This is a genomic window from Streptomyces sp. NPDC002446 (assembly GCF_053595675.1).
In genome coordinates this window covers 1-25724 of record NZ_JBSFYC010000052.1, presented here as the reverse complement: position 1 = coordinate 25724, position 25724 = coordinate 1, and the positions used below count along the sequence as shown (strand labels likewise).

Genomic DNA, 25724 nt, shown 5'->3' with positions numbered 1-25724 from the left:
CCCCACCCGCTCGCCCGTACGCATGTGCCAGGCTGTCGCTCGCAACGGACCGACTAAGAGGGGTACGCGGGTGGCCGAGCCACTGAAGCTGACACGCACGCACCGGATACTCATCGGCGTTGTCGTCGCCGGCGCGGTGGTCATCGCCGGCATCGGCTTCGCCGGCTCCTACGCGGCCGTGCGCGAACTGGCCGTCAAGAAGGGCTTCGGCGACTTCGCCTACTTCTTCCCCATCGGCATCGACGCGGGCATCTGCGTACTGCTCGCCCTGGATCTGCTGCTGACCTGGATCCGCATGCCCTTCCCGCTGCTGCGGCAGACGGCGTGGCTGCTGACCGTCGCGACCGTCGCCTTCAACGCCGCGGCGGCGTCGGGGGATCCGCTGGGCATGGGCATGCACGCCGTCATCCCGGTGCTGTTCGTCGTCACCGTCGAGGCGGCCCGGCACGCCGTCGGGCGGATCGCCGACATCACGGCGGACAAGCACATGGAGGGTGTGCGCCTCACCCGCTGGCTGCTGTCGCCCATCCCGACGTTCCTGCTGTGGCGGCGGATGAAGCTGTGGGAGCTGCGGTCCTACGACGCGGTGATCAAGCTGGAGCAGGAGCGGCTCGTGTACCAGGCGCGCCTGCGTTCGCGGTTCGGGCGCAGCTGGCGCCGCAAGGCTCCCGTGGAGTCCCTGATGCCCCTGCGGCTCGCCCGGTACGGGGTGCCGCTGGCGGAGACCGCTCCCGCGGGGCTCGCCGCGGCGGGCATCGAACCGCAGGTGCTGCCGGCGCCGCAGCAGTCCGCGGCGCCCGCTCTGGAGCCGACGGGCCCAGAGCCGGCCGAGGCGTTGCCGAGCCAGTGGTTCGCGGCGCCGCAGCAGGTGACGTACCAGGGGGACTACGACCCCGACTACACCCCGGAGCCAGAGCACCGGCCCGCGGACGACACGCACCGGCAGGCGCCGGAGCCCGAGCAGGTCCCGCTGCCGGCACCGCGCGCGCCGGAGCCCGAGCCGCAGGTCCCGGTGCCGACGGGGGCAGGGGGGACCCGTCCGCTCGGCAAGGGCATCGCGGAGGCGGACCCGCAGCCCGCCCGGACACCGGCCGCGGCCCCGGGCGACGACGACCTGTACCAGGTGTTCCGTCGCTCGATAGAGGGCGAGGGCATGCCGACGCCGGGCGCGTTCGCGGCGAACCTGGAGGCGCAGTACGGGATCCGTCTGCGCTCGCGGGACCTGAACCGCTACATGGACCGGTTCAGCGACCGCCTCAACGCGGAGCTGATGGACGAGCACATCGCATGACGCGCACGCCGGGTGCCGTGAGCCGGTACGGCCGCGCGGCGCCGTCACCGCGACGGAGTAACACAGCGTGATCCATCCGTCAGTGGTGCGTTGATCGCGGTGAGCCCGGCGCAAGACCGGGACCAGGACAGGAAGGAAGTTCCGTCGTGGGTAAGGCATTGCGTATGGCCGCGGGAGCCCTCGGAGCCGGGGTGCTGCTGCTGTCGGCGGCAGGCACGGCCAGCGCCAAGGGATGGGGTGGCTCGTTCTTCGACCAGGACGTCGAGTGCGCGCCGTCGTTCAGCCTCCTGCTCCCCCCGGACGGTTGTCGCACGACCTTCTTCATCGACAACCACCGGACGATCGACATCCTCAAGCAGACCGCCGGGGGCGACATCACCGACACCCTCGTGACCGGCCGGAGAGGCGGCCGCCGCTGACACCGGCGCCGCACCGCCGCACCCCGGAGCGCGCTGCTCCGGGGTGCGGCGCGTCTGCGCTCCGACGAGGCCTAGGACAGGCCCCGGGCCGCCCCCTGCTCCGCGCGCTTGTGCTGGCGCTTTCTGTCCATGTCGCCCCACACGGCCAGGGCCGCGCCGGCCGCGAAGACGCCGAGGTAGGCGACCGACGGCAGGTCGAACCAGTGGGGCAGCAGCCCCCAGGCGCCGTCGAAGAACGTCTGGCCGATGAATCCCATCGCGCCCTGGAGCATGACGATGAAACCGATGAATCCCCTCATGGCTCCAGCGTGAAGGGTCCGGCCCCGGGGATCCTCCTCCCCGGGGCCGAACCCCTTCTCACTCCTGAGTCGCACGCCCGCGCCGGCGTCTACGACTCGACGGCGGCGGCCCGGCGGCGACCACGCCGCGGCGTCCGCTCCGCGGCGACGGCGCACCGCCGCGCGGTCAGCCGCCGAGCAGCTTGCGCACCCGGTCGGCGCCGACGGCCAGCAGGAGGGTGGGCAGCCGCGGACCGGTGTCCCGCCCGACCAGCAGGTGGTAGAGCAGCGCGAAGAAGGCGCGCTGGGCGGCCTTGAGCTCCGGGGTCGGCTTGGCGTCCGGCTCCAGGCCCGCCTGGACCTTCGGCACGCCGTAGACCAGGGTGGTCAGGCCGTCCAGCGACCAGTGCTCGTCGAGGCCGTCGAGCAGCAGCCGCAGCGAGCCGCGGGCCTGCTCGTCGAGGGTGGCCAGCAGCTCCTTGTCGGGCTCGTCGCGGACGATGGTGCGCTGGTCGGCCGGGACCTGGGTGGTGATCCAGTACTCGGCCTTGTCGAGCCGGGGCCGGGTCTCGTCGAGCGAGGTGACCGGGTTGTCGGGGTCGAGGTCGCTGAGGATGCGCAGCGTCTGCTCGTCGTGGCCGGCGGTGATGTCCATGACCGAGGCCAGGGTGCGGTACGGCAGCGGTCGCGGGGTGGTGGGCAGCGGGCCGGCCGCGGTGCCGACGGCGCGGATGCAGGCGGCCTCGTCGGCGGGCTGGGCGGTGCCGTCGGCGACCTTGGCGGCCAGCTTGTCCCACTCGTCGTAGAGCCGCTGGATCTCCTGGTCGAAGGCGATCTTGAAGGACTGGTTGGGCTTGCGGCGGGCGTAGAGCCAGCGCAGCAGCGGCGCCTCCATGATCTTCAGCGCGTCGCCCGGGGTGGGCACCCCGCCCTTGGACGAGGACATCTTGGCCATGCCGCTGATGCCGACGAAGGCGTACATGGGGCCGATGGGCTGGACGCCGCCGAAGACCTCGCGGACGATCTGCCCGCCGACGACGAACGAGGAGCCGGGCGAGGAGTGGTCGACACCGGACGGCTCGAAGATCACGCCTTCGTACGCCCAGCGCATCGGCCAGTCGACCTTCCAGACCAGCTTGCCGCGGTGGAACTCGCTCAGGTGGACCGTCTCGCCGAAGCCGCACGCCGTGCAGGTGTACGCCAGCTCGGTGGTCTCGTCGTCGTACGAGGTGACGGTGGTGAGGTCCTTCTCGCACCGGCCGCAGTAGGGCTTGTACGGGAAGTAGCCGGACGAGCCGCCGCTGCCGTCGTCCTCGCTGGCCGCGCCGGAGCCCTCGGCGGCCTCCAGCTCGGCCTCGTCGACGGGCTTCTGCGACTTCTTCGCCGGGGCCTTCTTGGTGCGGTACTGGTCGAGGATCGCGTCGATCTTCGCCCGGTTCCGCATCGCGTGCAGGACCTGGTCGCGGTAGACGCCGGAGGTGTACTGCTCGGTCTGGCTGATGCCGTCGTACTCGACGCCCAGCTCGGCGAGCGCCTCGGTCATGGCGGCCTTGAAGTGCTCCGCCCAGTTCGGGTACGCCGAGCCGGCCGGCGCGGGGACCGAGGTCAGCGGCTTGCCGATGTGCTCGGCCCAGGACTCGTCGACGCCCGCGACACCGGCCGGGACCTTGCGGTAACGGTCGTAGTCGTCCCAGGAGATGAGGTGGCGGACCTGGTAGCCGCGGCGGCGGATCTCGTCGGCGACCAGGTGCGGGGTCATGACCTCGCGGAGGTTGCCGAGGTGGATCGGTCCGGAGGGGCTCAGGCCCGAGGCGCAGACGATCACCGGGGCGCTGTCTTTGCCCGGGGCGCGGCGCTCCGCCTCGGCAATGACCTCGTCCGCGTACCTGGAGACCCAGTCGGTCTCGGTGCTCTGCTGAGCCACGATCGGCCCTTCCTCTTCCTGGTGCTTTCCGGCTGCGCCCTCTTGCGCCGGTTTGACGCGCAAAAGCCTGACGGTGCCATTCTCCCAGACGCCCGCCGGACGAAAATTCAGTGGTAGCCGCGTGGGATACTCATTGGCAAACCCTTTCCACTCCCACGCCACCTCCTCGTAGAAGAGAGTGCAGCTTCATGGCCTCGGTCCCTTCCCTCGCAGCTTCCGTCAACCAGCGTGTCGCGGACGCCCTCTCGGCAGCCCTGCCGGAGGCCGGTGCCGCCGACCCGCTGCTGCGACGTAGCGACCGGGCCGATTTCCAGGCCAACGGCATGCTGGCGCTGGCGAAGAAGCTCAAGGGCAATCCGCGGGAGCTGGCGGCCAAGGTCGTCGCCGGTATCGACGCCCCCGAGCTGATCAAGGAGATCGAGGTCTCCGGTCCCGGCTTCCTCAACATCACCGTCTCGGACGAGGCGATCGTCAGGACGCTGGCCGCGCGGGCCGCCGACGGCGACCGGCTCGGCGTGCCGCTGAAGGAGAACCCGGGCGTCACGGTCGTCGACTACGCCCAGCCCAACGTGGCGAAGGAGATGCACGTCGGCCACCTGCGCTCGGCGGTCATCGGCGACGCCCTGCGCGGCATGCTCGACTTCACCGGCGAGAAGACCATCGGTCGGCACCACATCGGCGACTGGGGCACCCAGTTCGGCATGCTCATCCAGTACCTGATCGAGAACCCCGGCGAGCTGGCCCCGGCCACCGACGTCGACGGCGAGCAGGCGATGAGCAACCTGAACCGGGTGTACAAGGCGTCGCGCGCGGTCTTCGACTCCGACGAGGGCTTCAAGGAGCGGGCGCGCAAGCGGGTCGTCGCCCTGCAGTCCGGCGACAAGGAGACCCTCGACCTGTGGCAGCGGTTCGTGGACGAGTCGAAGGTCTACTTCTACTCGGTCTTCGAGAAGCTGGACATGGAGATCCGCGACGAGGAGATCGTCGGCGAGTCCGCGTACAACGACATGATGGCGGAGACGGCGCGGCTCCTTGAGGAGTCCGGTGTCGCGGTGCGCTCCGAGGGCGCGCTGGTGGTCTTCTTCGACGAGATCCGCGGCAAGGACGACCAGCCGGTGCCGCTGATCGTGCAGAAGGCGGACGGCGGCTTCGGCTACGCGGCCTCGGACCTCTCCGCGATCCGCAACCGGGTCTTCGACCTGGACGCGACGACGCTGCTGTACGTCGTGGACGTCCGCCAGTCCCTGCACTTCCGGATGGTCTTCGAGACGGCCCGCCGGGCGGGCTGGCTGGGCGACGAGGTCACCGCGCACAACATGGGCTACGGCACGGTGCTCGGCGCGGACGGCAAGCCGTTCAAGACCCGTGAGGGCGAGACGGTCCGGCTGGAGGACCTGCTCGACGAGGCCGTCGAGCGGGCGACCGCGGTCGTGCGCGAGAAGGCCGGGAAGGTGGGCCTGAGCGAGGCGGAGATCGTCGAGAACGGGCGGTACGTCGGCATCGGCGCGGTGAAGTACGCCGACCTGTCGACCTCCCCGTCCCGGGACTACAAGTTCGACCTGGACCAGATGGTGTCGCTCAACGGCGACACGTCGGTGTACCTCCAGTACGCCTACGCCCGTATCCAGTCGATCAAGCGCAAGGCCGGCGACACCCGCCCGGCCGCCCGCCCCGAGCTGCCGCTGCACCCGGCGGAGCGGGCCCTGGGCCTCCACCTCGACCAGTTCGGCGAGGTGCTCGCCGAGGCCGCGGCGTCCTACGAGCCGCACCGCCTCGCCGCGTACCTGTACCAGCTCGCCTCGCACCTGACCGCGTTCTACGAGAAGTGCCAGGTCGTCAGCGCCGACAACCCCGTCGAGGTGGTCGAGAACCGCCTCTTCCTCGTCGACCTCACCGGCCGCACCCTCCACCAGGGCATGGCCCTGCTCGGTATCCGTACTCCCGAGCGCCTCTGAGGTATTTCTCGCCTAGGCTCCGAAGGCGAACGGCCCCGTACCACCGCGGTGTTGTACGGGGCCGCGCCGTTTTTTCTCCCGGGGAGGGGCATCAAGCGATGTACGAGCACAGCAGGCCCACGACGCGCACCGCACCGAGCCGGCGCGCCGCGCTGGGCGCGGGAGCCGGACTCCTGGCGGCCGGATTCCTGGCCGCCGGCGCCGCACCCGCAGGCGCCGCACCCGCCACCGCGGCCACCCCCGCCGCCGGTCCGCACGCGGCACTGCGCCGCCTGGAGCGCGCGCACCGGGCGCGCGTGGGGGCCTTCGCCCACAACACCGCCACCGGCGCGACCGTCGCCTACCGGCCGCACACCCGCTTCGCGATGTGCTCGGTCTTCAAGGCCCTCGCCGTCTCCGCCGTACTGCGCGATCTCGACCGGCACGGCGAGACGCTGGCGCGCCGCATCCACTACACCGCCGACGACGTGATCGACGGCTCGCCGGTGACCAAGTACCACGTCGCGACGGGGATGACGGTCGCCGAGCTGTGCGACGCCACGCTGCGCACCAGCGACAACACGGCCGGCAACCTGCTGCTGCGCGAGCTCGGCGGGCCGACGGCCGTCACCGCCTTCGCCCGTTCCCTCGGCGACCCGGTCACCCGCCTCGACCGCTGGGAGCCGGAGCTGAACAGCGCCGAGCCCGGGCGCAGGACGGACACCACCACCCCGTACGCCGCCGCCCGCACCTTCGCCCGCCTCCTGGTGGGCGACGCCCTGCCCGCCGCCGACCGCGGCCGGCTCACGGCCTGGATGGCGGCCAACGAGACCAACACCGACCGCTTCCGCGCCGGCCTGCCCAAGGACTGGACGATCGCCGACAAGACGGGCTCCGGCTCGTACGGCTCCGGCAACGACGTGGGCGTCGCCTGGACCGCGGACGGCACCCCGATCGTGCTGGCGGTGCTGACCCGCAAGGCGGACCAGGCCGCGACCTACGACAACCCGCTGATCGAGGACGTGACCAGGGTGCTGGCCGGGGCGGTGGCGGGCTGAGGGCGCCGCGCCGGCCCGGTGGGCACCGTCAGCCGGTCGGCACGTCCAGATAGGACGGCGCGGCCTTGGGCGAGCCGAGGACGAGGGTGCCGCCGGAGCCGTTGGCGTCCCCGTAGAGCGGGTCCTTGGTGTCGACGACCAGCATCAGCCGGTGGCCCTTCGGGACGTCGTACGCGGCGGCCTGGAGGGCGATGTCGGCGGTGACGGGCCGGCCCGCCCGGCCGTCCGGCGCGGTGAACGGCGCATGGGTGATGATGTGCGCCTTGCCGCGGGCGTCGACGTCGAAGAGGTGGGCGAAGATCGTCGACCGGGCCGTGGTGGGCGTGTACGTCAGCCGCAGCCCGGGGGCGCCGCGCAGCCGGGTGGTGGACTCCAGCGGCGCGCTGGTCCATACGGCCGCGTTCGCACGGGAGATGGTGCCGGTCCGGTAGGTCTTCGGCAGGCCCGCCATCTCCGCGTAACCGGCGGCGAAGACGACGCTGCCCGCGGCGCTCGCGGTGGTGTCCTTGCCGGAGGTGATGGGCATCTGCCAGCCGGTGGACGGCGCGGCGCGCAGCACGCCGTCGGTGCGTTCGCGCCCGGGTGCGGCCAGGTTGAGGCGCTCGGTGCGCTCGGTGAACGCCCCCCAGGTGGGCCGGGTTTCGCGCAGCCACGGCAGGTACTTCCACATCACCTGGCTGTTGACCTGGCCCTCGGTGTCGATGCCGTTGCGCTCGCCCTTGAGGAAGCGGTCGAACCAGCGCTTGGCGTCGTGGGTGACGTGGTTGGGCAGGCCCCCGAGGCCGGTCATCTCCGGTCCTGCGTGGTCCCCGACGGACAGGTCGATCCGCTTGGGCCCGGTCAGCGCGTGGAACGTCTTCAGCGACTGGTTGGCGGGGAAGAGCGTCTCGTGCCACGCCTGGGCGTAAAGGACCGGAACTTTGCGCTTGTTGAGCTGCTTGACGTACGTCTGCGGAGAGCGCTGCTTGGCCCAGGCCAGCGCCTGCGGGATGTTGCGGTTGGCGAGGAGGTCCGCGAATTCCCGGCGGGTGCTCGCGCTGAGACGGGCGTTGCCCGCGACGAGCTGCAGGGCCCGTACGGAGCCCAGGTGCCGGGTGCGGTTCTCGTAGAACGACTCGCCCAGGTCGCCCCAGGTGCTCAGCGCGGCGACCGCGTCCACCCGGGAGTCGTGGGCGGCGATCAGCTGGCTGAGCCCGGAGCCGTACGACAGGCCGGCGAAGCCGACCTTGGTGGTGCGGCCCGGCGCGTGCGCGATGAGGTAGTCCAGCGCCTTGGAGCCGTCCCGGACGTCCAGCGGGCCGCCCGCGTCGACCTCGCCCTCCGAGGAGCCGAAACCGCGCGCGGAGTAGGCCAGGACGTTGTAGCCGGCCAGCGCGTACTTCGTCGCCATGACCGTGTACGTGTGCCAGCCCACCTGCGTCCAGGGCGACGGCAGGACGATGGCGGGGCGGGGCGCGCCGTCCGGGTGGATCCAGGCGGCGCCGTCCAGCTTGTCGCCGCCCGCGCCGGGGATCTTCACCAGCTGGAAGGGTGCCGCGGCCGGGGCCGACGGCCGGGCCTCGGCGACGGCGGGGGTGGCCATGGATATGACGAGCGCGGCGGCCGAGGCCGCCGCGCGTCGGGTGAACCGGGAACGTAACACGTCCGAAGTGCTCTTCTCTTCAGGGAAGTTGAGGCGCAGCCCGCCGCGAACGATCATGGCTGCGTACGATCAACAATGCGCGCCCCTCAACTCCCCCAAACAGCGGCATCGGGCGAGATGGATCACAGCCCCCGCGCGACCTCCGTCGCCCAGTACGTCAGGATCATGTTCGCCCCGGCCCGCTTGATGCCGGTCAGCGTCTCCAGGATGGCCTTGTCGCGGTCGATCCAGCCCTTCTCCGCCGCGGCCTCGATCATCGCGTACTCGCCCGAGATCTGGTACGCGGCGACCGGCACGTCCACCGCGTCCGCGATCTTCGCCAGTACGTCCAGGTAGGGCAGGGCGGGCTTGACCATGACCATGTCGGCGCCCTCGTCGAGGTCGAGCGCCAGCTCGCGCAGCGACTCACGGAGGTTGGCGGGGTCCTGCTGGTAGGTCTTGCGGTCGCCCTGCAGCGACGAGCCCACGGCCTCGCGGAAGGGGCCGTAGAACGCCGAGGAGTACTTCGCGGTGTAGGCGAGGATCGACACGTCCTCGTGGCCGGTCTGGTCCAGCGCGTCGCGGACCACGCCGACCTGGCCGTCCATCATGCCGCTGGGGCCGACGACATGGACGCCCGCGTCGGCCTGGACCTGCGCCATCTCGGCGTACCGCTCCAGCGTCGCGTCGTTGTCGACCCGGCCCTGGGCGTCGAGCACACCGCAGTGGCCGTGGTCGGTGTACTCGTCCAGGCACAGGTCGGACATGATCACGAGGTCGTCGCCGACCTCGGCCCGCACGTCCCGGATGGCGAGCTGCAGGATGCCGTCGGGGTCCGTACCGGCGGTGCCCGCGGCGTCCTTCTTCTCGTCGAGCGGGACGCCGAAGAGCATGATCCCCGAGACCCCGGCCGCGGCCGCCTCGACGGCGGCCTTGCGCAGCGTGTCGCGGGTGTGCTGGACGACGCCCGGCATGGCCCCGATCGGCACCGGCTCGCTGACGCCCTCCCGCACGAACGCCGGCAGGATCAGATCGGCCGGGTGCAGCCGGTACTCGGCGACCATCCGGCGCATCGCCGGGGTGGTGCGCAGCCGCCGCGGCCGCGCACCGGGGAAGCTTCCGTACTTCGTCATGCCCACCACGCTACGCCCGCCCGGCACCCGCCTTTGCCGACGCATCGTCGGCAGCCGCCCCGGCGGCCGGGGGCTGCTCTCGCGGCCGTCTCGGCCCCAACGCACCGCGCCCCGCCCCCGGATCACCGGGTGCGGGGCGCAGACCACTTGCCGTAGTGCCGTCAGCTGCGCGCCCGGCGGCGCGAGCCCGGCCGGCGCTCGCTGGGACGGGTGACCGGGTCACCGGCCTCGACCGCGGCATCGCGCCGCGCGGCACCGAAGTCCGCCAGCGCTTCGGCCAGCTTGTGCACCGACGGCTCGGGCGACATGACGTCCACCCGCAGTCCGTGCTCCTCGGCGGTCTTGGCGGTGGCCGGGCCGATACAGGCGATCACGGTCACGTTGTGCGGCTTGCCGGCGATGCCGACGAGGTTGCGCACGGTCGAGGACGAGGTGAACAGGACCGCGTCGAAGCCGCCGCCCTTGATCGCCTCGCGGGTCTCGGCCGGCGGCGGCGAGGCGCGCACGGTCCGGTAGGCGGTGACGTCGTCGACCTCCCAGCCCAGCTCGATCAGGCCCGCGACCAGCGTCTCGGTCGCGATGTCGGCCCGCGGCAGGAAGACCCGGTCGATCGGGTCGAAGACGGGGTCGTAGGGCGGCCAGTCCTCCAGCAGCCCGGCGGCGGACTGCTCACCGCTCGGCACCAGATCGGGCTTCACACCGAAGGCGATCAGCGCCTTGGCGGTCTGCTCGCCGACCGCGGCGACCTTGATCCCGGCGAAGGCGCGGGCGTCGAGCCCGTACTCCTCGAACTTCTCCCGGACGGCCTTGACGGCGTTGACCGAGGTGAAGGCGATCCACTCGTAGCGGCCGGTGACCAGGCCCTTGACCGCGCGCTCCATCTGCTGCGGGGTGCGCGGCGGTTCGACGGCGATGGTCGGGACCTCGTGCGGCACCGCGCCGTACGAGACGAGCTGGTCGGAGAGCGACGCGGCCTGCTCCTTCGTGCGCGGTACGAGCACCCGCCAGCCGAAGAGCGGCTTGGACTCGAACCACGAGAGGCGGTCGCGCTGTGCGGCGGCGCTGCGCTCACCGACCACGGCTATGACCGGCTGGCCGCCGTCGGCCGAGGGCAGCACCTTGGCGGCCTTGAGCACCTGGGCGATGGACCCGAGGGTGGCGGTCCAGGTGCGCTGGCGGGTGGTGGTGCCGGCGACGGTGACGGTCAGCGGGGTGTCCGGCTTGCGGCCCGCGGAGACCAGTTCGCCGGCGGCCGCGGCCACCGCGTCGAGGGTGGTGGAGACCACGGCGGTGGCGTCGCTGGTGCCGAGCTCGGCCCAGCAGCGGTCATCGGCGCTGCGGGCGTCGATGAAGCGCACGTCGGTGCCCTGGGCGTCGCGCAGCGGCACACCGGCGTACGCGGGTACGCCGACGGCCGCGGCGATACCGGGCACGACCTCGAAGACGATGCCCTCGGCCGCGCAGGCCAGCATCTCCTCGGCGACGTTCCCGTCCAGGCCGGGGTCGCCGGTGACCGCACGGACCACCCGCTTGCCCGCGCGGGCGGCCGCCATGACAAGATTGGCGGCGTCCCTAAGGGTGGGGATGTCGGCGGGGATTGACGCCTCGTCAGCTGACGCCTGCAGTGGTGTGTCCACCTGTGCGCGTGCATGCACACGCACGACGTCCAGCACCTGCGGGTCGGCGATCAGTACGTCCGCGGAGGCCAGCGCCTCCACGGCACGCAGCGTCAGCAGACCCGGGTCTCCCGGCCCGGCACCCAGGAAGGTGACCTGACCGGAGGCGGAGTGGTTTGGGGCGGTGGGGTTCAAAGTGCTCGCTCCCCCATAAGACCGGCCGCACCCTTCGCGAGCATCTCGGCGGCGAGTTCACGACCCATGTCCTGCGGGGTCGAGACGTCGTCGGGAGAGGCGGGTACGTGCCCGGTGGTGGACATCTGCACCAGCGTGCTGCCGTCGGTCGTGCCGACGACACCGCGCAGGTGCAATTCGGTGACAGCCTGCTCGTCGGCCTTGGGGCCTCCCCTGCTCGAACGGAGTCGAGAGCTTGGGGAAAGGTCGGCCAGCGCTCCGACGGGTGCGGAGCAGCCGGCCTCCAGGGCGGCGAGCAGGGAACGCTCGGCGGTCACGGCGGCCCGGGTGTCCGGGTCGTCGAGCTCGGCGAGCGTGGCGGCGAGGTCTGCGTTGGCGGCAGCACACTCGATCGCCAGTGCCCCCTGGCCGGGGGCGGGCAAAACCACGTCGGGCGACAGCAGCTGCGTCGCCACGTCGATACGGCCGATCCGGGTGAGTCCGGCGGCGGCCAGCACGACCGCGTCCAGTTCACCCTTCTCGACGAAACCGATGCGGGTGTCGATGTTCCCGCGTATCGGCACGCACTCGATGCGCCGGCCCAGCGACCTGGCCCAGGCGTTGAGCTGCGCCATCCGCCGGGGGGATCCGGTCCCCACGCGGGCGCCGTCGGGCAGCTGCTCGAACGTGCGCCCGTCCCTGGCGATCAGCGCGTCACGGGGGTCTTCCCGTACGGGTATCGCGGCCAGGACGAGGGACTCGGGCTGCGCGGTGGGCAGGTCCTTGAGCGAGTGGACGGCGAAGTCGATGTCCCCGGCGAGCAGCGCGTCGCGCAGCGCGGAGACGAAGACGCCGCTGCCGCCGATCTGTGCGAGGTGCTCGCGGGAGGTGTCGCCGTAGGTGGTGATCTCCACCAGTTCGACGGGGCGGCCGGTCAGCTCGCGCACCGCCTCGGCGATCTGCCCGGACTGGGCCATGGCGAGCTTGCTGCGCCGTGTGCCCAGCCTCAGTGCTCTGTCAGTGCTGTCATTCATGACCGCTCCCGTGCTTCGTGGCTGCCGCCGCGCGTGTCGGCCCGGCTGACGGCGGCGACCGTCTGGGGGTCGAGGTCGAAGAGTTCCCGCAGCGCGTCCGCGTACCCGGCGCCGCCGGGCTCGCTGGCGAGCTGCTTGACCCGCACGGTGGGGGCGTGCAGGAGTTTGTCGACGACGCGGCGTACGGTCTGGGTGATCTCGGCGCGCTGCTTGTCGTCCAGGTCGGGGAGGCGTCCGTCGAGCCGGGCGATCTCGCCGGCCACGACGTCCGCCGCCATGGTGCGCAGCGCGACCACGGTCGGGGTGATGTGCGCGGCCCGCTGGGCGGCTCCGAAGGCCGCGACCTCGTCGGAGACGATGCCGCGCACGTTGTCCACGTCGGCCGCCATCGGGCCCGCCGACAGGGTCGGCTGATCGGACGCGGTGGCGGAGGCGTCGGCCAGCGTCTCGATGTCGACGAGGTGAGCGCCCTCGATGCGGTGCACGGCGGCGTCGATGTCACGCGGCATCGCGAGGTCGAGCAGGTCCAGGTCACCGTCGCGGCCGCGGACCGCGGTTTCGATCATGCCGCCGGTCAGCAGCAGCCCGGCCGCCCCCGTACAGGACACCACGATGTCGGCGACCGCCAGCTCGTGCTCGACGCAGCTCATGGCGGCCGCACGGGCACGCACCCCGGTCGCGGCACCGGCCCCGCCCGGCTCGGTGAGGATCTGCACCAGCCGCTCGGCCCGCTCCACCGTCCGGTTGGCGACCGCGAGCTCGCCGATGCCGGCCCGTACCAGGGTGGTGGCGGCCAGCGACGACATCGAGCCCGCGCCGATCACCAGCGCACGCTTGCCGCGCGCCCAGCCCTCGACGTCCTGGCCGCCGGCCAGCTGCTCCAGGCCGAAGGTGACCAGCGACTGGCCGGCCTTGTCGATGCCGGTCTCGCTGTGGGCGCGCTTGCCGACCCGCAGCGCCTGCTGGAACAGGTCGTTCAGCAGCCGCCCGGCGGTGTGCTGCTCCTGGGCGACGGCCAGCGCGTCCTTGATCTGCCCGAGGATCTGGCCCTCGCCGACGACCATCGAGTCCAGGCCGCAGGCCACCGAGAAGAGGTGGTGGACGGCCCGGTCCTCGTAGTGGACGTAGAGGTAGGGGGTGAGCTCCTCCAGGCAGGCGCCGCCGTGGCGGGCCAGGAGGGTGGACAGCTCGGCGACACCGGCGTGGAACTTGTCCACGTCGGCGTAGAGCTCGATGCGGTTGCAGGTGGAGAGCACCGCGGACTCGGTGACCGGCTCGGCCGACACCGCGTCCTGCAGCAGCTTGCCGCGCGCCTCCGGGGCGAGCGCGGCCCGCTCCAGCACGCTCACCGGCGCGCTGCGATGGCTCAGTCCGACGACCAGAAGGCTCATGCCGGCATCACGGCGGGCACGTCCCCGTCAGGTCCCTTGCGGTCGCCGGCGACGGCGGCGGCCTCGCCCGCGACGGCGGCGGCATCGGCCGCGACGGCCGCGGCACGGTCGGCCGGGGTCGCGGCGGCGCCCTCGGCCCCGGGCTCCTCGCCCGCCTTGCGCTGCTCGTGGAAGGCGAGGATCTGCAGCTCTATCGACAGGTCGACCTTGCGTACGTCCACCCCGTCGGGGACGGTCAGTACGGTCGGCGCGAAGTTGAGGATCGAGGTGACACCGGCGGCGACCAGGCGGTCGCAGACCTGCTGGGCGGCCCCGGCGGGCGTGGCGATGACGCCGATCGAGACGCCGTTGCTCTCGATGATGTGCTCCAGCTCGTCGGTGTGCTGGACCGCGATACCGGCGACGGGCTTGCCCGCCATGGCCGGGTCGGCGTCGATCAGCGCGGCGACGCGGAAGCCCCTGGAGGCGAAGCCGCCGTAGTTGGCGAGCGCGGCGCCGAGGTTTCCGATACCGACGATGACGACCGGCCAGTCCTGGGTCAGGCCCAGTTCACGCGAGATCTGGTAGACGAGGTACTCCACGTCGTAGCCGACGCCGCGGGTCCCGTAGGAGCCGAGGTAGGAGAAGTCCTTCCGCAGCTTGGCGGAGTTGACCCCCGCCGCGGCCGCGAGCTCCTCGGAGGAGACCGTGGGCACCGAGCGCTCGGAGAGCGCGGTCAGTGCGCGCAGATACAGCGGAAGCCTGGCGACGGTGGCCTCGGGAATCCCTCGGCTTCGGGTCGCCGGTCGGTGAGTTCGGCCAGTTGCCACGGTGCTCCTGCGGGTAGAGCGGGGCTGCGGGCGCCCGTACGGAACCCGACCGCCCTGTCCACTGCAGGCTATGTCTTTGTGAACGCGTGCACAAAGATGGTGTCCGTTTTGCCCGGCCAAAGTGATGGGGGTCACGCGCCTTTTACGGGCCTTCGCGGAACCAACTCCCACGTCACACCGTTCACTCGCGTCACACGCGAAGCACGGCAGCACCGACGGGAGCATGCGCTCTCACTCCTCACCGCCATACCCCCACAAACCTGTAAATCGCCCACCGATGGTAATCGAACCGGAACCCCCGGCAGCACCGCCGCGACCCGGCACAATGGGCTCCATGGCCCCCTTGTTCAGCCGCAGCCCCCGCAAGAGCCCCGCCGACCGGACGGTCACCCTGATCGGCAAGCCCGGCTGCCATCTGTGCGACGACGCCCAGGCGGTGATCGAGCAGGTGTGCGCCGAGACGGGCGCCTCCTGGGAGAAGAAGGACATCACCGAGGACGCCGAGCTGCACCGCAAGTACTGGGAACAGATTCCGGTCGTCCTGGTGGACGGCGCCCAGCACGACTTCTGGCGCGTCGACCCCAAGCGGCTGCGCACCGCCCTGGGCGCCTGAGCCCCCTCCGGAAGCCCGCGCGGGCCGCTCGCGGATGGCCGTAACGCAACCGTCCGGCGCTCCAGGCCTCGCTGACACGCGCCCGTAACCGGAAGCCCCGAACAAACTGGCTACGCTAGCCGCATGTCCCTCCCGTCTCCCGACCACCGCCCCGGCAGGAGTCCCCACGAGGCGCCCTCCGGCGCCTCCTCCGCGCGCCGAGCCGGCTGGAGGCCCTCCGGGGCGCTCTTCTCCCTGGGCTGGTTCCCGCGCCGCAGGAGGCCCACCACGGCCCGCAGCGTGCTGGCCGGCGAGGCCGCGGCCGAGGCCGCCCGCAAGTCCTCGCAGGAGGCCGCGGAGGCCCAGGCCGCCGAGCAGGCCCCCGCCGAGCCCGAGTTCCCGGTCGTCGGGGACACCACGGCCGCCGCCTTCTTCGACCTCGACAACACGGTCATGCAGGGCGCCGCGCTCTTCCACTTCGGACGCGGCCTGTACAAGCGGCACTTCTTCCACAAGCGCGACCTGGCCCGCTTCGCCTGGCAGCAGATCTACTTCCGGCTGGCCGGCTCGGAGAACCCCGAGCACATGGCGGACGTCCGCAACAGCGCGCTGTCCATCGTCCAGGGCCACCGCGTCGCCGAGTTGATGTCCATCGGCGAGGAGATCTACGACGAGTACATGGCCGAGCGCGTCTGGCCCGGCACCCGCGCCCTCGCCCAGGCCCACCTCGACGCCGGCCAGAAGGTCTGGCTGGTGACCGCGGCCCCCGTCGAGACCGCGACGATCATCGCCCGCCGGCTCGGCCTGACCGGCGCGCTGGGCACCGTCGCCGAGTCCGTCGGCGGCGTCTACACGGGCAAGTTGGTGGGCGAACCGCTGCACGGCCCGGCCAAGGCCGAGGCGGTCCGCGCGCTCGCCGCGGCCGAGGGCCTGGAGCTGTCGCACTGCGCCGCCTACAGCGACTCCGCCAACGACATCCCGATGCTCTCGCTCGTCGGACATCCCTACGCGATCAACCCCGACAGCCGGCTGCGCAAGCACGCCCGGGAGCACGGCTGGCGGCTGCGCGACTACCGCACCGGCCGCAAGGCGGCCAGGATCGGCATCCCGGCGGCGGCCGGAGTGGGCGCCCTCGCGGGCGGCGCCGCGGCCGCGGTCGCACTGCAGCGCCGCCGCCGCTGACCAGGCCTGATCACCCGGCGGCGGCGCGGGCCATCCACTCTCCCTACCCCCTCCGCCGCCCCGACAGTCACGTTGCTTTCAGACAGCCACAACACGCCCTCCAACCAGGCAGATTGCGCCCCCTTCCGATCAAAAGTTGCTCAGTATTCGATACTTGATCTGCCACCAACCCGGCACGGACCGTAAGTAATCGATGATTTGAGCAACTGGGTGTAGCGCTGCCTGTACGAAGCGTTATTCTCCTCAGACGCAATCCGGAACCCACACGTCCCTACGACGAGTGAACGGTCCCGCACTGCACGTGATGGAAGCTCTGCCTCTGGGAGTCCCGTGTACCCACACGTCGGGGTTGACGCCTCGGGCCTGGCTACGCTGCGTACGACACTCGTCGACCACCTGCGCAGTTTTGTCCCCACCGCGTACGCCGTCCCCGCATTCGCCACAGCCGTCCCCGCTACCGGACCCTGCTACGCCCTGGCCGACGGGAGTACTGCGGTCGGCAAGGCCGCCGGCCGGACCCGCCGTTCCGGCGCCGGCACGACCACCGCCCGGCGCCCCGCCGACAGCGACAGCCGTCGCATGATGGACCTCGTCGAACGCGCCCAGGCCGGCGAGGCCGAGGCCTTCGGCCGCCTCTACGACCAGTACGCCGACACGGTCTACCGCTACATCTACTACCGCGTGGGCGGCCGCGCCACGGCCGAGGACCTCACCAGCGAGACCTTTCTGCGCGCCCTGCGCCGCATCGGCACGTTCACCTGGCAGGGCCGCGACTTCGGCGCCTGGCTGGTGACCATCGCCCGCAACCTCGTCGCCGACCACTTCAAGTCCTCGCGCTTCCGCCTGGAAGTCACCACCGGAGAGATGCTCGACGCCAACGAGGTCGAGCGCAGTCCCGAGGACTCGGTCCTCGAATCCCTCTCCAATGCCGCCCTGTTGGAGGCGGTACGCAAGCTCAACCCCCAACAGCAGGAATGCGTCACGCTGCGCTTTCTGCAGGGCCTCTCGGTCGCCGAGACCGCCCGCGTCATGGGCAAGAACGAGGGCGCGATCAAGACCCTCCAGTACCGCGCCGTACGCACCCTGGCGCGCCTCCTGCCCGACGACGCCCGCTGACCCCGCCCCACCCCCCGTACGCCCCTCCTCCGACCGCACGCACGCCACTCGTCGCTCACGTTTGGTGACCGGTCATGACCGGTCGGTCAGATCATCGTGAGTGCGTAACCCGAGTGCCGCGCCGCTCGTTGTGCGGGATGCAGGCTCCATGCGGTCACGCCATGCCCGCTGCCTCTCACTCGATCGAGTGGCCGTGGACAGTCGGCGTGCAACCGTCCGGTCCGTCTGGATAGTCAAAGCCAGTCCGGGGAGTCGAGCGGGATGACGAGAGGAGGTGCCGCCCGTGATCGCGAATGTCTCGGTGCACCGGCGGGCCAACGCCTTCGCCCAGGCCCTGGAGGAGCAGGTCCTCGAGGGCGCGGCGGCCGAGGACCAGGTCGACAATCCGGCGCAGGCGCCGGGCGAAGCACGGCTGTTGGCGGTCGCCGACGGCCTCGGGAAACTCCCGAGGCCGGAGATGGCCACCGAGGTCAAGACTGTCCAGCGCGCGCAGCTCATCGCCGCGATGGAGTCCGCCTTCGCCGAAGGCGCTCCGTCCGACGGCGTCGGGGCACCCGAACAGCGCGCACACAAGGGCGCCCACCGCGCCGCGAAATCGATCGGCCGGCTGCGGCCGCGCTCCCGCCTCTCCAAGGGGCTGGCCGCGGGCGGTCTGACGGTCGGCGTCGCCGCCGGGGCCTTCAGCGGCGTCGCCGCGGCCAGCTCGGACGCCCTCCCCGGCGACTCCCTCTACGGCCTCAAGCGCGGCATGGAGGACCTCAAGCTCGGCCTGGCCGACGACGACTCCGACCGCGGCCGGCTCTACCTCGACCAGGCCTCCACCCGCATGATGGAGGCCCGCCGTCTGATGGAGCGCGGCCGGGTCGCCCACCTCGACCACGAGTCGCTCGGCGAGGTCCGCAGGGCGCTCTCCGGCGTCAAACACGACGCGGGCGAGGGCCACCGCCTGCTGCACAAGGCGTACCAGCGCGATGGCTCGCTCGGCCCCATCCAGGCGCTGGACTCCTTCGCCAAGTCCCACCGCGACGCCTGGTCGCAGCTGCGCGACAGGCTTCCGCTCCAGCTCACGGACGTCCGCGACGAGGTCAGTTCGGTCTTCGACGCCATAGACGAAGAGGTCGGTCCGCTGCGCTCGCTGCTGCCGCCCGCGCCGGACGGCAAGAACCACCCGCGCGACACGCGAGCCTCCGCGGGCACCGGCTCCGGCCCCGACGGCCGCCATGCGCAGTCCGGCCACCGGACCGGCTCCGGCGACCGGGCGGGCGGCTCGCACGCCCCGCATCCGTCGGCCTCCCCCTCCGAGGAGGGCGGCCTGCTCGGCGGCAGCACGGGGGGCCTGCTCGACCCGCCGGCCAAGGGCGGCAGCCCGTCCCCGCACGAGGGCGGCCACGGCAGCGGCAAGACCGACGACAGCCGGCCCGACGTCACCCTTCCGCCGCTGATCCCGGGCTTGCTCCCCGGCCTGAGCATCAACGGCGAGGAGGACCGCCCGAAGTAGCGGAAACGCCCCGGCAGCGGCGCTCGGTGTTCGTCAGAAGAACACCGAGCGCCGCTGCACGAGCAGCTTGTAGAGGGTGTGCTGAATCGTTTCACGGACCTGATCGGTCAGGTTGAACATCAGCATCGGATCGTCCGCGGCCTCCGGCGGATAGCCGTCCGTCGCGATCGGCTCGCCGAACTGGATCGTCCACTTCGTCGGGAGCGGCACCGCGCCCAGCGGGCCCAGCCACGGGAACGTCGGCGTGATCGGGAAGTACGGCAGCCCCAGCACCCGCGCCAGGGTCCTGGCGTTCCCGATCATCGGGTAGATCTCCTCCGCGCCCACGATCGAGCACGGCACGATCGGCACGCCGGCCTTCAGCGCCGTCGAGACGAAGCCGCCACGCCCGAAGCGCTGCAGCTTGTAGCGGTCCGCGAAGGGCTTGCCGATGCCCTTGAAGCCCTCCGGCATCACCCCGACGATCTCGCCGCGCTCCAGCAGCCGCTGGGCGTCCTCCGCGCAGGCCAGGGTGTGCCCGGCCTTGCGCGCCAGCTCGTTTATCACCGGCAGGACGAACACCAAATCGGCGGCCAGCAGCCGCAGATGACGCTGCGCCGGGTGGTTGTCGTGCACCGCGACCTGCAGCATCAGCCCGTCCAGCGGCAGCGTCCCGGAGTGGTTGGCGACGATCAGCGCCCCGCCGTCGGAGGGGATGTTCTCGACGCCCTTGACCTCGACCCGGAAGTACTTCTCGTAGAAGGGCCGCAGCAGCGACATCAGGACCTGGTCGGTCAGCTCCTCGTCGTAGCCGAAGTCGTCGACCTCGTAGTCGCCGGTGATCCGGCGGCGCAGAAACGCCAGCCCGCCCGCGATCCGTTGGTCCAGGGACCGCGGGCCCGGCGGCGGGGGCGCCGCCGGCGGGTGCTCGGTCCGTGCCTCCGGTACGGGCGCCAGCGCCGTACCGCGCCCCGTGCGCCCGGCCCGCCTGGCCTTCCTGCGCGCCCGAGGCTCCTCGCCGAAGGGAATGACCTTGGCGTCCGCCATCGTGGGTGAACTCCTCACTGGGTCGGGCCGCCGCGTGCGGGCAGCAGGCCGGCGAGCCGGTCGACGGTGCGGGCGAGGGACTCGGGCGGCAGCAGCCCGGGTCCGCGGCTGCGGGCGAATTCCGCGAAGGTCTCCGCCGTCGTGTACTTCGGGTGGAACCCCAGTGTCTCGCGCATCTGCGTCGTCTCGACGACCCTGCCGTGCGTGAGCAGCCGGATCTGTTCCGGCGAGAAGTCCGAGATGCCGATGGACCGCAGCGCCGTACCGGCCCAGGTCACCGTCGGCAGGAAGAGCGGCAGGGTGGGCCGTCCCAGCCGCCGGGAGGTCTGCGACAGCAGCAGGACGCCGTCGCCGGCGACGTTGAACGTGCCGCTGTTGAGGGTGCCGCGGCGGGGCGCGGCGGCGGCGATCCGCAGCACCTCGATGGCGTCGTCCTCATGGACGAACTGCAGCCGCGGGTCGTAGCCGAGGACGGTGGGCAGCACGGGCAGCGAGAAGTACTCGGCGAGCGGGGAATCCGCGCACGGCCCGAGGATGTTGGCGAAGCGCAGTACGCACACCGCCACATCGGGCCGGCGCCGCGCGAAGCCGCGTACGTACCCCTCGACCTCGACGACGTCCTTGGCGAAGCCGCCGCTCGGCAGGGACTTCGGCGTGGTGGTCTCGGTGAAAACGGCCGGGTCCCGGGGCGCGGAGCCGTAGACGCTGGTGCTGGACTTGATGACCAGGCGCTGCACGTTCGGGGCCTTCTGGCAGGCGCCGAGCAGCTGCATCGTCCCGATGACGTTGGTTTCCTTCACCGAGGTGCGGCTGCCGCGCTTGCCCAGCGGTGTGCCGTTGATGTCCATGTGGATGACGGTGTCGACGCCCGTCTCGGCCAGGACCCTGGCGATCGCCGGGTGCCGGATGTCGGCCTTGAGGAATTCGGCCCCGCCCAGATGGTGCTCCGGCGGCACCGCGTCGACCCCGATCACCCGGTCGACATCGGGATCGCGCTGGATCCTGCGGACGAACCGGCCGCCCAGCTGCCGTGCGACTCCCGTGACGAGCACGACCTTGCCCAAGATCAGCCCTTCCTTCCCGCCGCGTTCCCCTGGTCCGCCCACGCTAGCCGGTCGGTGTTGCGCTGTGATGACCGCGGGATGCCCGCAGCCACATTTCCGTCCGACCACCGTCCATACGGCCCACAAAGCACCGCAGCCCCCCGCCGCCCGAAGGCGATGGGGGGCTGCGAAATCGCGATCAGCGCCGCTTACTTCTTGTTACGACGCTGAACACGGGTGCGCTTGAGCAGCTTGCGGTGCTTCTTCTTGGCCATCCGCTTGCGCCGCTTCTTGATAACAGAGCCCACGACTACCCTCGCTCACTTCGAATCACTCGGTGCGGGGCGTCCGAGCCCACACTACCTACATCGGGCCAGCCTACCCGGCGCCGGGCGAACGGCGTAATCCGAGGGTCGGCGAAGGGCCCGTCAGGCTGATTCCACCCCCACATAGGACTCACGGAGATAGTCGTGAACCGCCTGCTCCGGAACCCGGAAGGACCTCCCCACGCGAATAGCGGGCAGATGACCGCTGTGCACCAGGCGGTACACGGTCATCTTGGACACTCGCATCACCGTGGCGACCTCCGCCACTGTCAGGAACACGACCTCGTTCAGAGGCCTCTGGTCTGCAGCCATGCCACACCTGCACCTTCCGCATAAGACGGACACCGGCTTCCCCTCCGGTGACTCTTCGTCGCTATGCGCTCACTCCCCAGATTAGGGGCGGGTGATGCGAGTGGGGAAGAGGAGCAGCGAACTGCCGCCTAACGTGACAAATACGCCCGATTGAGTACGTAACGGATCAGCGGCCGGTAGGACTCGGCCGGCCCGGCATCGTCGAGGGGCACCACCTCGGCCACCCGTCCCTCCGCCTGTCCGACGAACAGCGCCGGGTCGTCGGTATCGGCCAGCCCGATCGCCTCGATGCCCAGCTGACCTGCCCCGCAGACCCATCCGTGGTCCCCGATCACCAGCCCCGGCAGAGGCCCTCCGGCGTCCGCCGCGGCCCCCAGAGCGGTCCGTACCGGCAGCGGCGAATGGGTGTGTACGCCCCCCACCCCGGGCGCGCCCCGCACGCCGGTTTCTCGCATCAGCGCGACTCCCCGTACGTAGTCCAGGACACGGGTGCGTACGCCGAACCGGGTCGCTATGTCGACATGAGAGCCATACGCCGGGGTGAGGACGGGGCAGCCCGCCGACGAGAGGGCGTCTGCCAGGGCGGCGTAGAACTCCAGCAGCCGGTGCGGATGGCCGGTACCGAGCAGCACCGGCGTCCGCCGGCCGGCCGCCGCACCGATCCGGTCCGCGAAGCGGTCGAGGGCCGCGATCGTACGGTCCGGATCAATCACATCCAGGCCGGAAGTGTGCACGGGGTCGGCCGAAACCCCGCACTTCTGTCCCATCAGTCGCAGTAGTTCACCCAGCGGCCAGTCCCGTTCGGGCTCCAGCCCCAGCAGCACCCGCGGATCCCGCGCCGCGAAGAGCCGGTAACGCCCCAGGCTCTTCTCCCGCGTAGTAGCAATCGTCCCCGCAAGCCGCGCCTCGACCAGATGCGCCCGCAGCTCCCCGGTGCCCAACACACGCCCCATGCTGTCCCGTTGACCGGCCTACGGTTGCCCCAACCAACGGGAATCACACATTCGTGGCAGCCACTGCACTACTTGCTGGCGGCGGCATGGGGGGCGGTGTTGGGGGGCGGTGTTGGCAGTCGATGTTGGCGGGCGGCGTTGGGGGGGGCGGTGTTAGGCGGGCGGTGTTGGGCGGGGAGACACGCCGCGCCTGGGGTGCTTGGCCTGAGAGTCCGTTAGCGGGCAGTCCTCGCCGGGCACTTCTTCCCTGGTCCGCTCGCCGAGAAGCCTTGCCGAGCAGCCCTGTCGAGCACTCGTGACGGCCCTCTTGCTGCGCATGTTCCGTAGCCTTGCCGCATCTTGACGGGCACTCTTGCCAGGCAGGTTACCGAGCGGCCGTCGGGCGTGTGGCTGAACAGTCCTTGAGCACGTGGCTGAACAGTCCTCGGGCACGTGGCTAAACAGCCCTCGGACACGTGGCTAAACAGCCCTTGGGCACATGGCGTAACAGCCTTCGCGCACATTGCTGAACAGCCCTGCCGAGCAGTCCCGCAGTCCCGCAGTCCCGCAGTCCCGCAGTCCCGCAGTGCAGCCTCACAGTCCCGTGCCCCAAGTCCCGAGGCCCGAGGCCTGAGGCCCGAGTCCCGAGTCCCGAGTCCCGAGTCCCGCAGCGCAGTCTTGCCGAGCATGTTGCCCGCCGCGGGAATACCCCTCGCCCCCGCCCCGTTGTGGCCCCGCAGGGGGCCCTCGCATCCCCTACGGGATCTGTTCGCCCATCCCCTAAGGCAGCGAACCCTTAAGGCAGCAGACCGTGCGCCGGAAACACCGCGCGGCGCGTCGCCAGCACCGCCTGGTCCAGCCGGTCGGCCGGGTCATAGCCGTCGTCGACGAAGTCCCGCCAGCTCGGCGTACGCCCGTCCGTCATCCGCTGCGGCGCCAACTGCCGCGTCCGGCGGAACACTTCGTGCCGCCACGCCTCCGGCACCATCGAGCCGGGATCGATCGGCCGGCCCGCCGCGATCGCCGTCAGATGCGTCCAGCTGCGCGGCACCACGTCCACCACCGCATAGCCGCCCCCACCGAGCGCGACCCACCGCCCGTCCGCAAACTCATGCGCCAGCGCATGGCACGACTCCGCCACCGCACGCTGGGCATCCAGGCTCACCGCGAGGTGCGCGAGCGGATCCTCGAAGTGGGTGTCCGCGCCGTGCTGCGTCACGATCACCTGCGGCCGAAAGGCCCCCAGCAGCTCCGGCACCACCGCGTGGAAGGCCCGCAGCCACCCCTCGTCCCCGGTCCCGGCCGGCAGCGCCACATTGGCCGCAGTGCCCTCCGCACCCGTCCCGCCGGTCTCCTCCGGCCAGCCGGTCTGCGGGAAGAGCGTCCGCGGATGCTCGTGCAGCGAGATCGTCAGTACCCGCGGGTCCTCCCAGAACGTCGCCTGCACGCCGTCGCCGTGGTGCACATCCACATCCACATACGCGACCCGCTCGGCGCCCAGCTCCAGCAGCCGGGCGATCGCCAGTGCCGCGTCGTTGTAGATACAGAAGCCGGACGCCCCGCCCGGCATGGCATGGTGCAACCCGCCGGCGAAGTTCACCGCATGCGCCGCATCACCGCGCCAGACGGCCTCCGCCGCACCGACCGACTGCCCGGCGATCAGCGCCGACGCCTCATGCATCCCCGCGAACGCCGGATCGTCCGCCGTGCCCAGCCCGTACGAGACGTCCGCGGCGGCGGGATCGGCCGAGGCCCGGCGGACCGCGTCGATGTAGTCCTCACGATGCACCAGCCGCAGGGTGGAGTCCCCGGCCGGCTTGGCCGCGACCACTTCCAGCGGCCCTCGGTCGAGCTCGTACGCCTCCACCAGACGCATGGTCAGCGCGAGCCGGACCGGGTCCATCGGATGCCCGGACCCGAAGTTGTAGCCCGTTACTGCCTCGTCCCACATCAGCTGTGCGCGGCCGCTCATGCCCGTCACCGTATCGGGCCTCAGGCCCCCCGAACGAGCGGGCATACGTGAGCATCACCAGCACCAGGACCGTCGGTACGGGCCACGCCCCCGATGGCTCAGGGAACTCCCCCGCACAACCACCGACAGAGAACCGATCAAGAAGCCCACAATCCGCCCCCGCTGACGACCAAATGCCCCACACCATCAATTCCGACATACACCCGATAGGTGATCCCACATCACTTATGACACCGACGCCACCAAAGCCACTGGCGCAACGTCATCCCCCTACTGCAGCAGCTCCGGCAACTCCGCCATATGGCCGAACAGCCCGTTCGCACCGGCTCCCGTCAGCTTCTCCGCCGGCGTCATCCCGGTGAACCCGTACACATCCATCCCCGCGGCGACCGCCGCCCGCACCCCCAGCGGGCTGTCCTCGACCACCACGCACCGCTCCGGTGCCACGGCCATCTCCCGCGCCGCGTGCAGAAAGAGATCCGGTGCCGGCTTTCCCCGGCCCACATCCTGCGACGAGAAAATGCGCCCATCCGTGAACCACCGGTCCAGGCCCGTCTTCCGGTGCCCCACCCGGATTCGCTCATGACTCCCCGAAGAGCCGACGCAGTACGGGACACCGTCCGCGGCCAGCTTCTCCAGCATTGCCGTCACTCCGGCCACCGGCTGCAACTCGCGCTCGAATGCAGCGAAGACCCGGCCATGGAAGACCTCATCGAAGTCGTCCGGCAGCCGCTGCCCCGTGCGTTCCATGATGAGTTCATGGATACGGTGCATCGCCGAGCCCATGTAGTCGCGGATCGATTCCTCGTACGACGTCGGAAATCCGAGCTCGGTGAGATAGTCGGCCAGGAGGCTGTTGGAAATGGGCTCACTGTCGACGAGCACACCGTCGTTATCGAAAATGACCAGGTCGTATCGCATGACCCGAACCCTATGCGGCGCTTCGGGCCGGAAACGCAAAAAAGCCTCGTTCCCCGAGTCGAAACTCGGGGAACGAGGCTTTTTCAAAATTTGTTCGGCGGCGTCCTACTCTCCCACAGGGT

Annotated in this window: 23 protein-coding genes and 1 pseudogene; 8 read left to right on the top strand and 16 right to left on the bottom strand. The window is 71.2% G+C overall.

The genetic code is table 11. The features are described 5' to 3' along the window. The first annotated feature begins 70 nt into the window (after positions 1-70). Positions 71-1291, top strand: coding sequence for a DUF2637 domain-containing protein (locus ACWD6P_RS25790; protein ID WP_451446548.1), 1221 nt, complete (start codon positions 71-73; stop codon positions 1289-1291). Positions 1292-1437: 146 nt separating this feature from the next. Then, positions 1438-1710 (top strand): hypothetical protein, encoded by a 273-nt coding sequence (locus ACWD6P_RS25785; protein ID WP_451446547.1) that lies wholly within the window; start codon positions 1438-1440, stop codon positions 1708-1710. A gap of 71 nt (positions 1711-1781) precedes the next feature. Here the strand turns inward: ACWD6P_RS25785 and ACWD6P_RS25780 are convergent, their stop codons facing one another. Next, positions 1782-2009 (bottom strand): hypothetical protein, encoded by a 228-nt coding sequence (locus ACWD6P_RS25780; RefSeq protein ID WP_451446546.1) that lies wholly within the window; start codon positions 2007-2009, stop codon positions 1782-1784. 166 nt (positions 2010-2175) lie between these two features. Continuing rightward, positions 2176-3912, bottom strand: coding sequence for a lysine--tRNA ligase (lysS, locus tag ACWD6P_RS25775; RefSeq protein ID WP_451446545.1), 1737 nt, complete (start codon positions 3910-3912; stop codon positions 2176-2178). 188 nt (positions 3913-4100) lie between these two features. Between lysS and argS the strand changes: the two genes are divergently transcribed. Beyond that, positions 4101-5867, top strand: coding sequence for an arginine--tRNA ligase (argS, locus tag ACWD6P_RS25770; RefSeq protein WP_451446544.1), 1767 nt, complete (start codon positions 4101-4103; stop codon positions 5865-5867). A gap of 98 nt (positions 5868-5965) precedes the next feature. Continuing rightward, positions 5966-6904 (top strand): class A beta-lactamase, encoded by a 939-nt coding sequence (gene bla, locus ACWD6P_RS25765; protein ID WP_451446543.1) that lies wholly within the window; start codon positions 5966-5968, stop codon positions 6902-6904. A 28-nt stretch (positions 6905-6932) separates the two neighbouring features. On the opposite strand, the gene ACWD6P_RS25760 is transcribed toward bla, so the two are convergent. The 6 genes from ACWD6P_RS25760 to ACWD6P_RS25735 form a co-directional block, all read right to left on the bottom strand. Beyond that, positions 6933-8603, bottom strand: coding sequence for a CocE/NonD family hydrolase (locus tag ACWD6P_RS25760; RefSeq protein WP_451446542.1), 1671 nt, complete (start codon positions 8601-8603; stop codon positions 6933-6935). Between the two features lie 65 nt (positions 8604-8668). Continuing rightward, positions 8669-9658, bottom strand: a complete 990-nt coding sequence (gene hemB, locus ACWD6P_RS25755; RefSeq protein ID WP_451446541.1) for a porphobilinogen synthase — start codon at positions 9656-9658, stop codon at positions 8669-8671. Positions 9659-9819: 161 nt separating this feature from the next. Then, the gene (locus tag ACWD6P_RS25750; protein ID WP_451446540.1) at positions 9820-11469 is read right to left on the bottom strand and encodes a uroporphyrinogen-III synthase; all 1650 of its coding nucleotides are present in this window, start codon (positions 11467-11469) and stop codon (positions 9820-9822) included. Continuing rightward, entirely contained in the window at positions 11466-12482 is a 1017-nt protein-coding gene (gene hemC, locus ACWD6P_RS25745) for a hydroxymethylbilane synthase (RefSeq protein WP_451446539.1), read from the bottom strand. Before hemC ends, ACWD6P_RS25750 begins: the two co-directional genes overlap by 4 nt. After that, positions 12479-13873, bottom strand: a complete 1395-nt coding sequence (locus tag ACWD6P_RS25740) for a glutamyl-tRNA reductase (RefSeq protein ID WP_451446538.1) — start codon at positions 13871-13873, stop codon at positions 12479-12481. The genes hemC and ACWD6P_RS25740 overlap by 4 nt, the downstream gene beginning before the upstream one ends. Then, positions 13870-14682, bottom strand: a complete 813-nt coding sequence (locus ACWD6P_RS25735; protein WP_451446537.1) for a redox-sensing transcriptional repressor Rex — start codon at positions 14680-14682, stop codon at positions 13870-13872. Before ACWD6P_RS25735 ends, ACWD6P_RS25740 begins: the two co-directional genes overlap by 4 nt. A gap of 334 nt (positions 14683-15016) precedes the next feature. Between ACWD6P_RS25735 and ACWD6P_RS25730 the strand changes: the two genes are divergently transcribed. The 4 genes from ACWD6P_RS25730 to ACWD6P_RS25715 all read left to right on the top strand — a co-directional run bounded on the left by ACWD6P_RS25730 (position 15017) and on the right by ACWD6P_RS25715 (position 19070). Then, a complete protein-coding gene (locus tag ACWD6P_RS25730; protein WP_451446536.1) occupies positions 15017-15295 on the top strand; it encodes a glutaredoxin family protein in 279 nt (92 codons plus the stop codon). 279 nt (positions 15296-15574) lie between these two features. Further along, the gene (locus tag ACWD6P_RS25725) at positions 15575-16456 is read left to right on the top strand and encodes an HAD family hydrolase (RefSeq protein WP_451446579.1); all 882 of its coding nucleotides are present in this window, start codon (positions 15575-15577) and stop codon (positions 16454-16456) included. A 330-nt stretch (positions 16457-16786) separates the two neighbouring features. Further along, complete coding sequence (locus tag ACWD6P_RS25720) at positions 16787-17572, top strand: ECF subfamily RNA polymerase sigma factor, BldN family (RefSeq protein WP_451446535.1); 786 nt, start codon at positions 16787-16789, stop codon at positions 17570-17572. 283 nt (positions 17573-17855) lie between these two features. After that, positions 17856-19070, top strand: coding sequence for a DUF5667 domain-containing protein (locus tag ACWD6P_RS25715; RefSeq protein WP_451446534.1), 1215 nt, complete (start codon positions 17856-17858; stop codon positions 19068-19070). A gap of 33 nt (positions 19071-19103) precedes the next feature. On the opposite strand, the gene ACWD6P_RS25710 is transcribed toward ACWD6P_RS25715, so the two are convergent. The 8 genes and pseudogenes from ACWD6P_RS25710 to ACWD6P_RS25675 form a co-directional block, all read right to left on the bottom strand. Continuing rightward, positions 19104-20096, bottom strand: coding sequence for a lysophospholipid acyltransferase family protein (locus ACWD6P_RS25710; protein WP_451446533.1), 993 nt, complete (start codon positions 20094-20096; stop codon positions 19104-19106). 14 nt (positions 20097-20110) lie between these two features. Continuing rightward, the gene (locus tag ACWD6P_RS25705; RefSeq protein WP_451446532.1) at positions 20111-21160 is read right to left on the bottom strand and encodes an NAD-dependent epimerase/dehydratase family protein; all 1050 of its coding nucleotides are present in this window, start codon (positions 21158-21160) and stop codon (positions 20111-20113) included. Between the two features lie 188 nt (positions 21161-21348). Further along, positions 21349-21447 (bottom strand): 30S ribosomal protein bS22, encoded by a 99-nt coding sequence (locus tag ACWD6P_RS25700; protein ID WP_003948845.1) that lies wholly within the window; start codon positions 21445-21447, stop codon positions 21349-21351. 120 nt (positions 21448-21567) lie between these two features. Continuing rightward, on the bottom strand, positions 21568-21777 hold the full coding sequence (locus tag ACWD6P_RS25695; protein WP_014144137.1) for a helix-turn-helix domain-containing protein: 210 nt from the start codon (positions 21775-21777) through the stop codon (positions 21568-21570). 128 nt (positions 21778-21905) lie between these two features. Next, a complete protein-coding gene (locus ACWD6P_RS25690; protein ID WP_451446531.1) occupies positions 21906-22721 on the bottom strand; it encodes a phosphatase in 816 nt (271 codons plus the stop codon). Positions 22722-23505: 784 nt separating this feature from the next. After that, complete coding sequence (locus ACWD6P_RS25685) at positions 23506-24681, bottom strand: acetoin utilization protein AcuC (RefSeq protein WP_451446530.1); 1176 nt, start codon at positions 24679-24681, stop codon at positions 23506-23508. Continuing rightward, positions 24635-24831, bottom strand: a pseudogene (locus ACWD6P_RS25680) (MFS transporter); the annotation flags it as partial. The gene ACWD6P_RS25685 and the pseudogene ACWD6P_RS25680, both read right to left, overlap by 47 nt. Positions 24832-24951: 120 nt before the next feature. Then, on the bottom strand, positions 24952-25602 hold the full coding sequence (locus ACWD6P_RS25675) for an HAD family hydrolase (protein WP_451446529.1): 651 nt from the start codon (positions 25600-25602) through the stop codon (positions 24952-24954). Between the last annotated feature and the right edge of the window lie 122 nt (positions 25603-25724).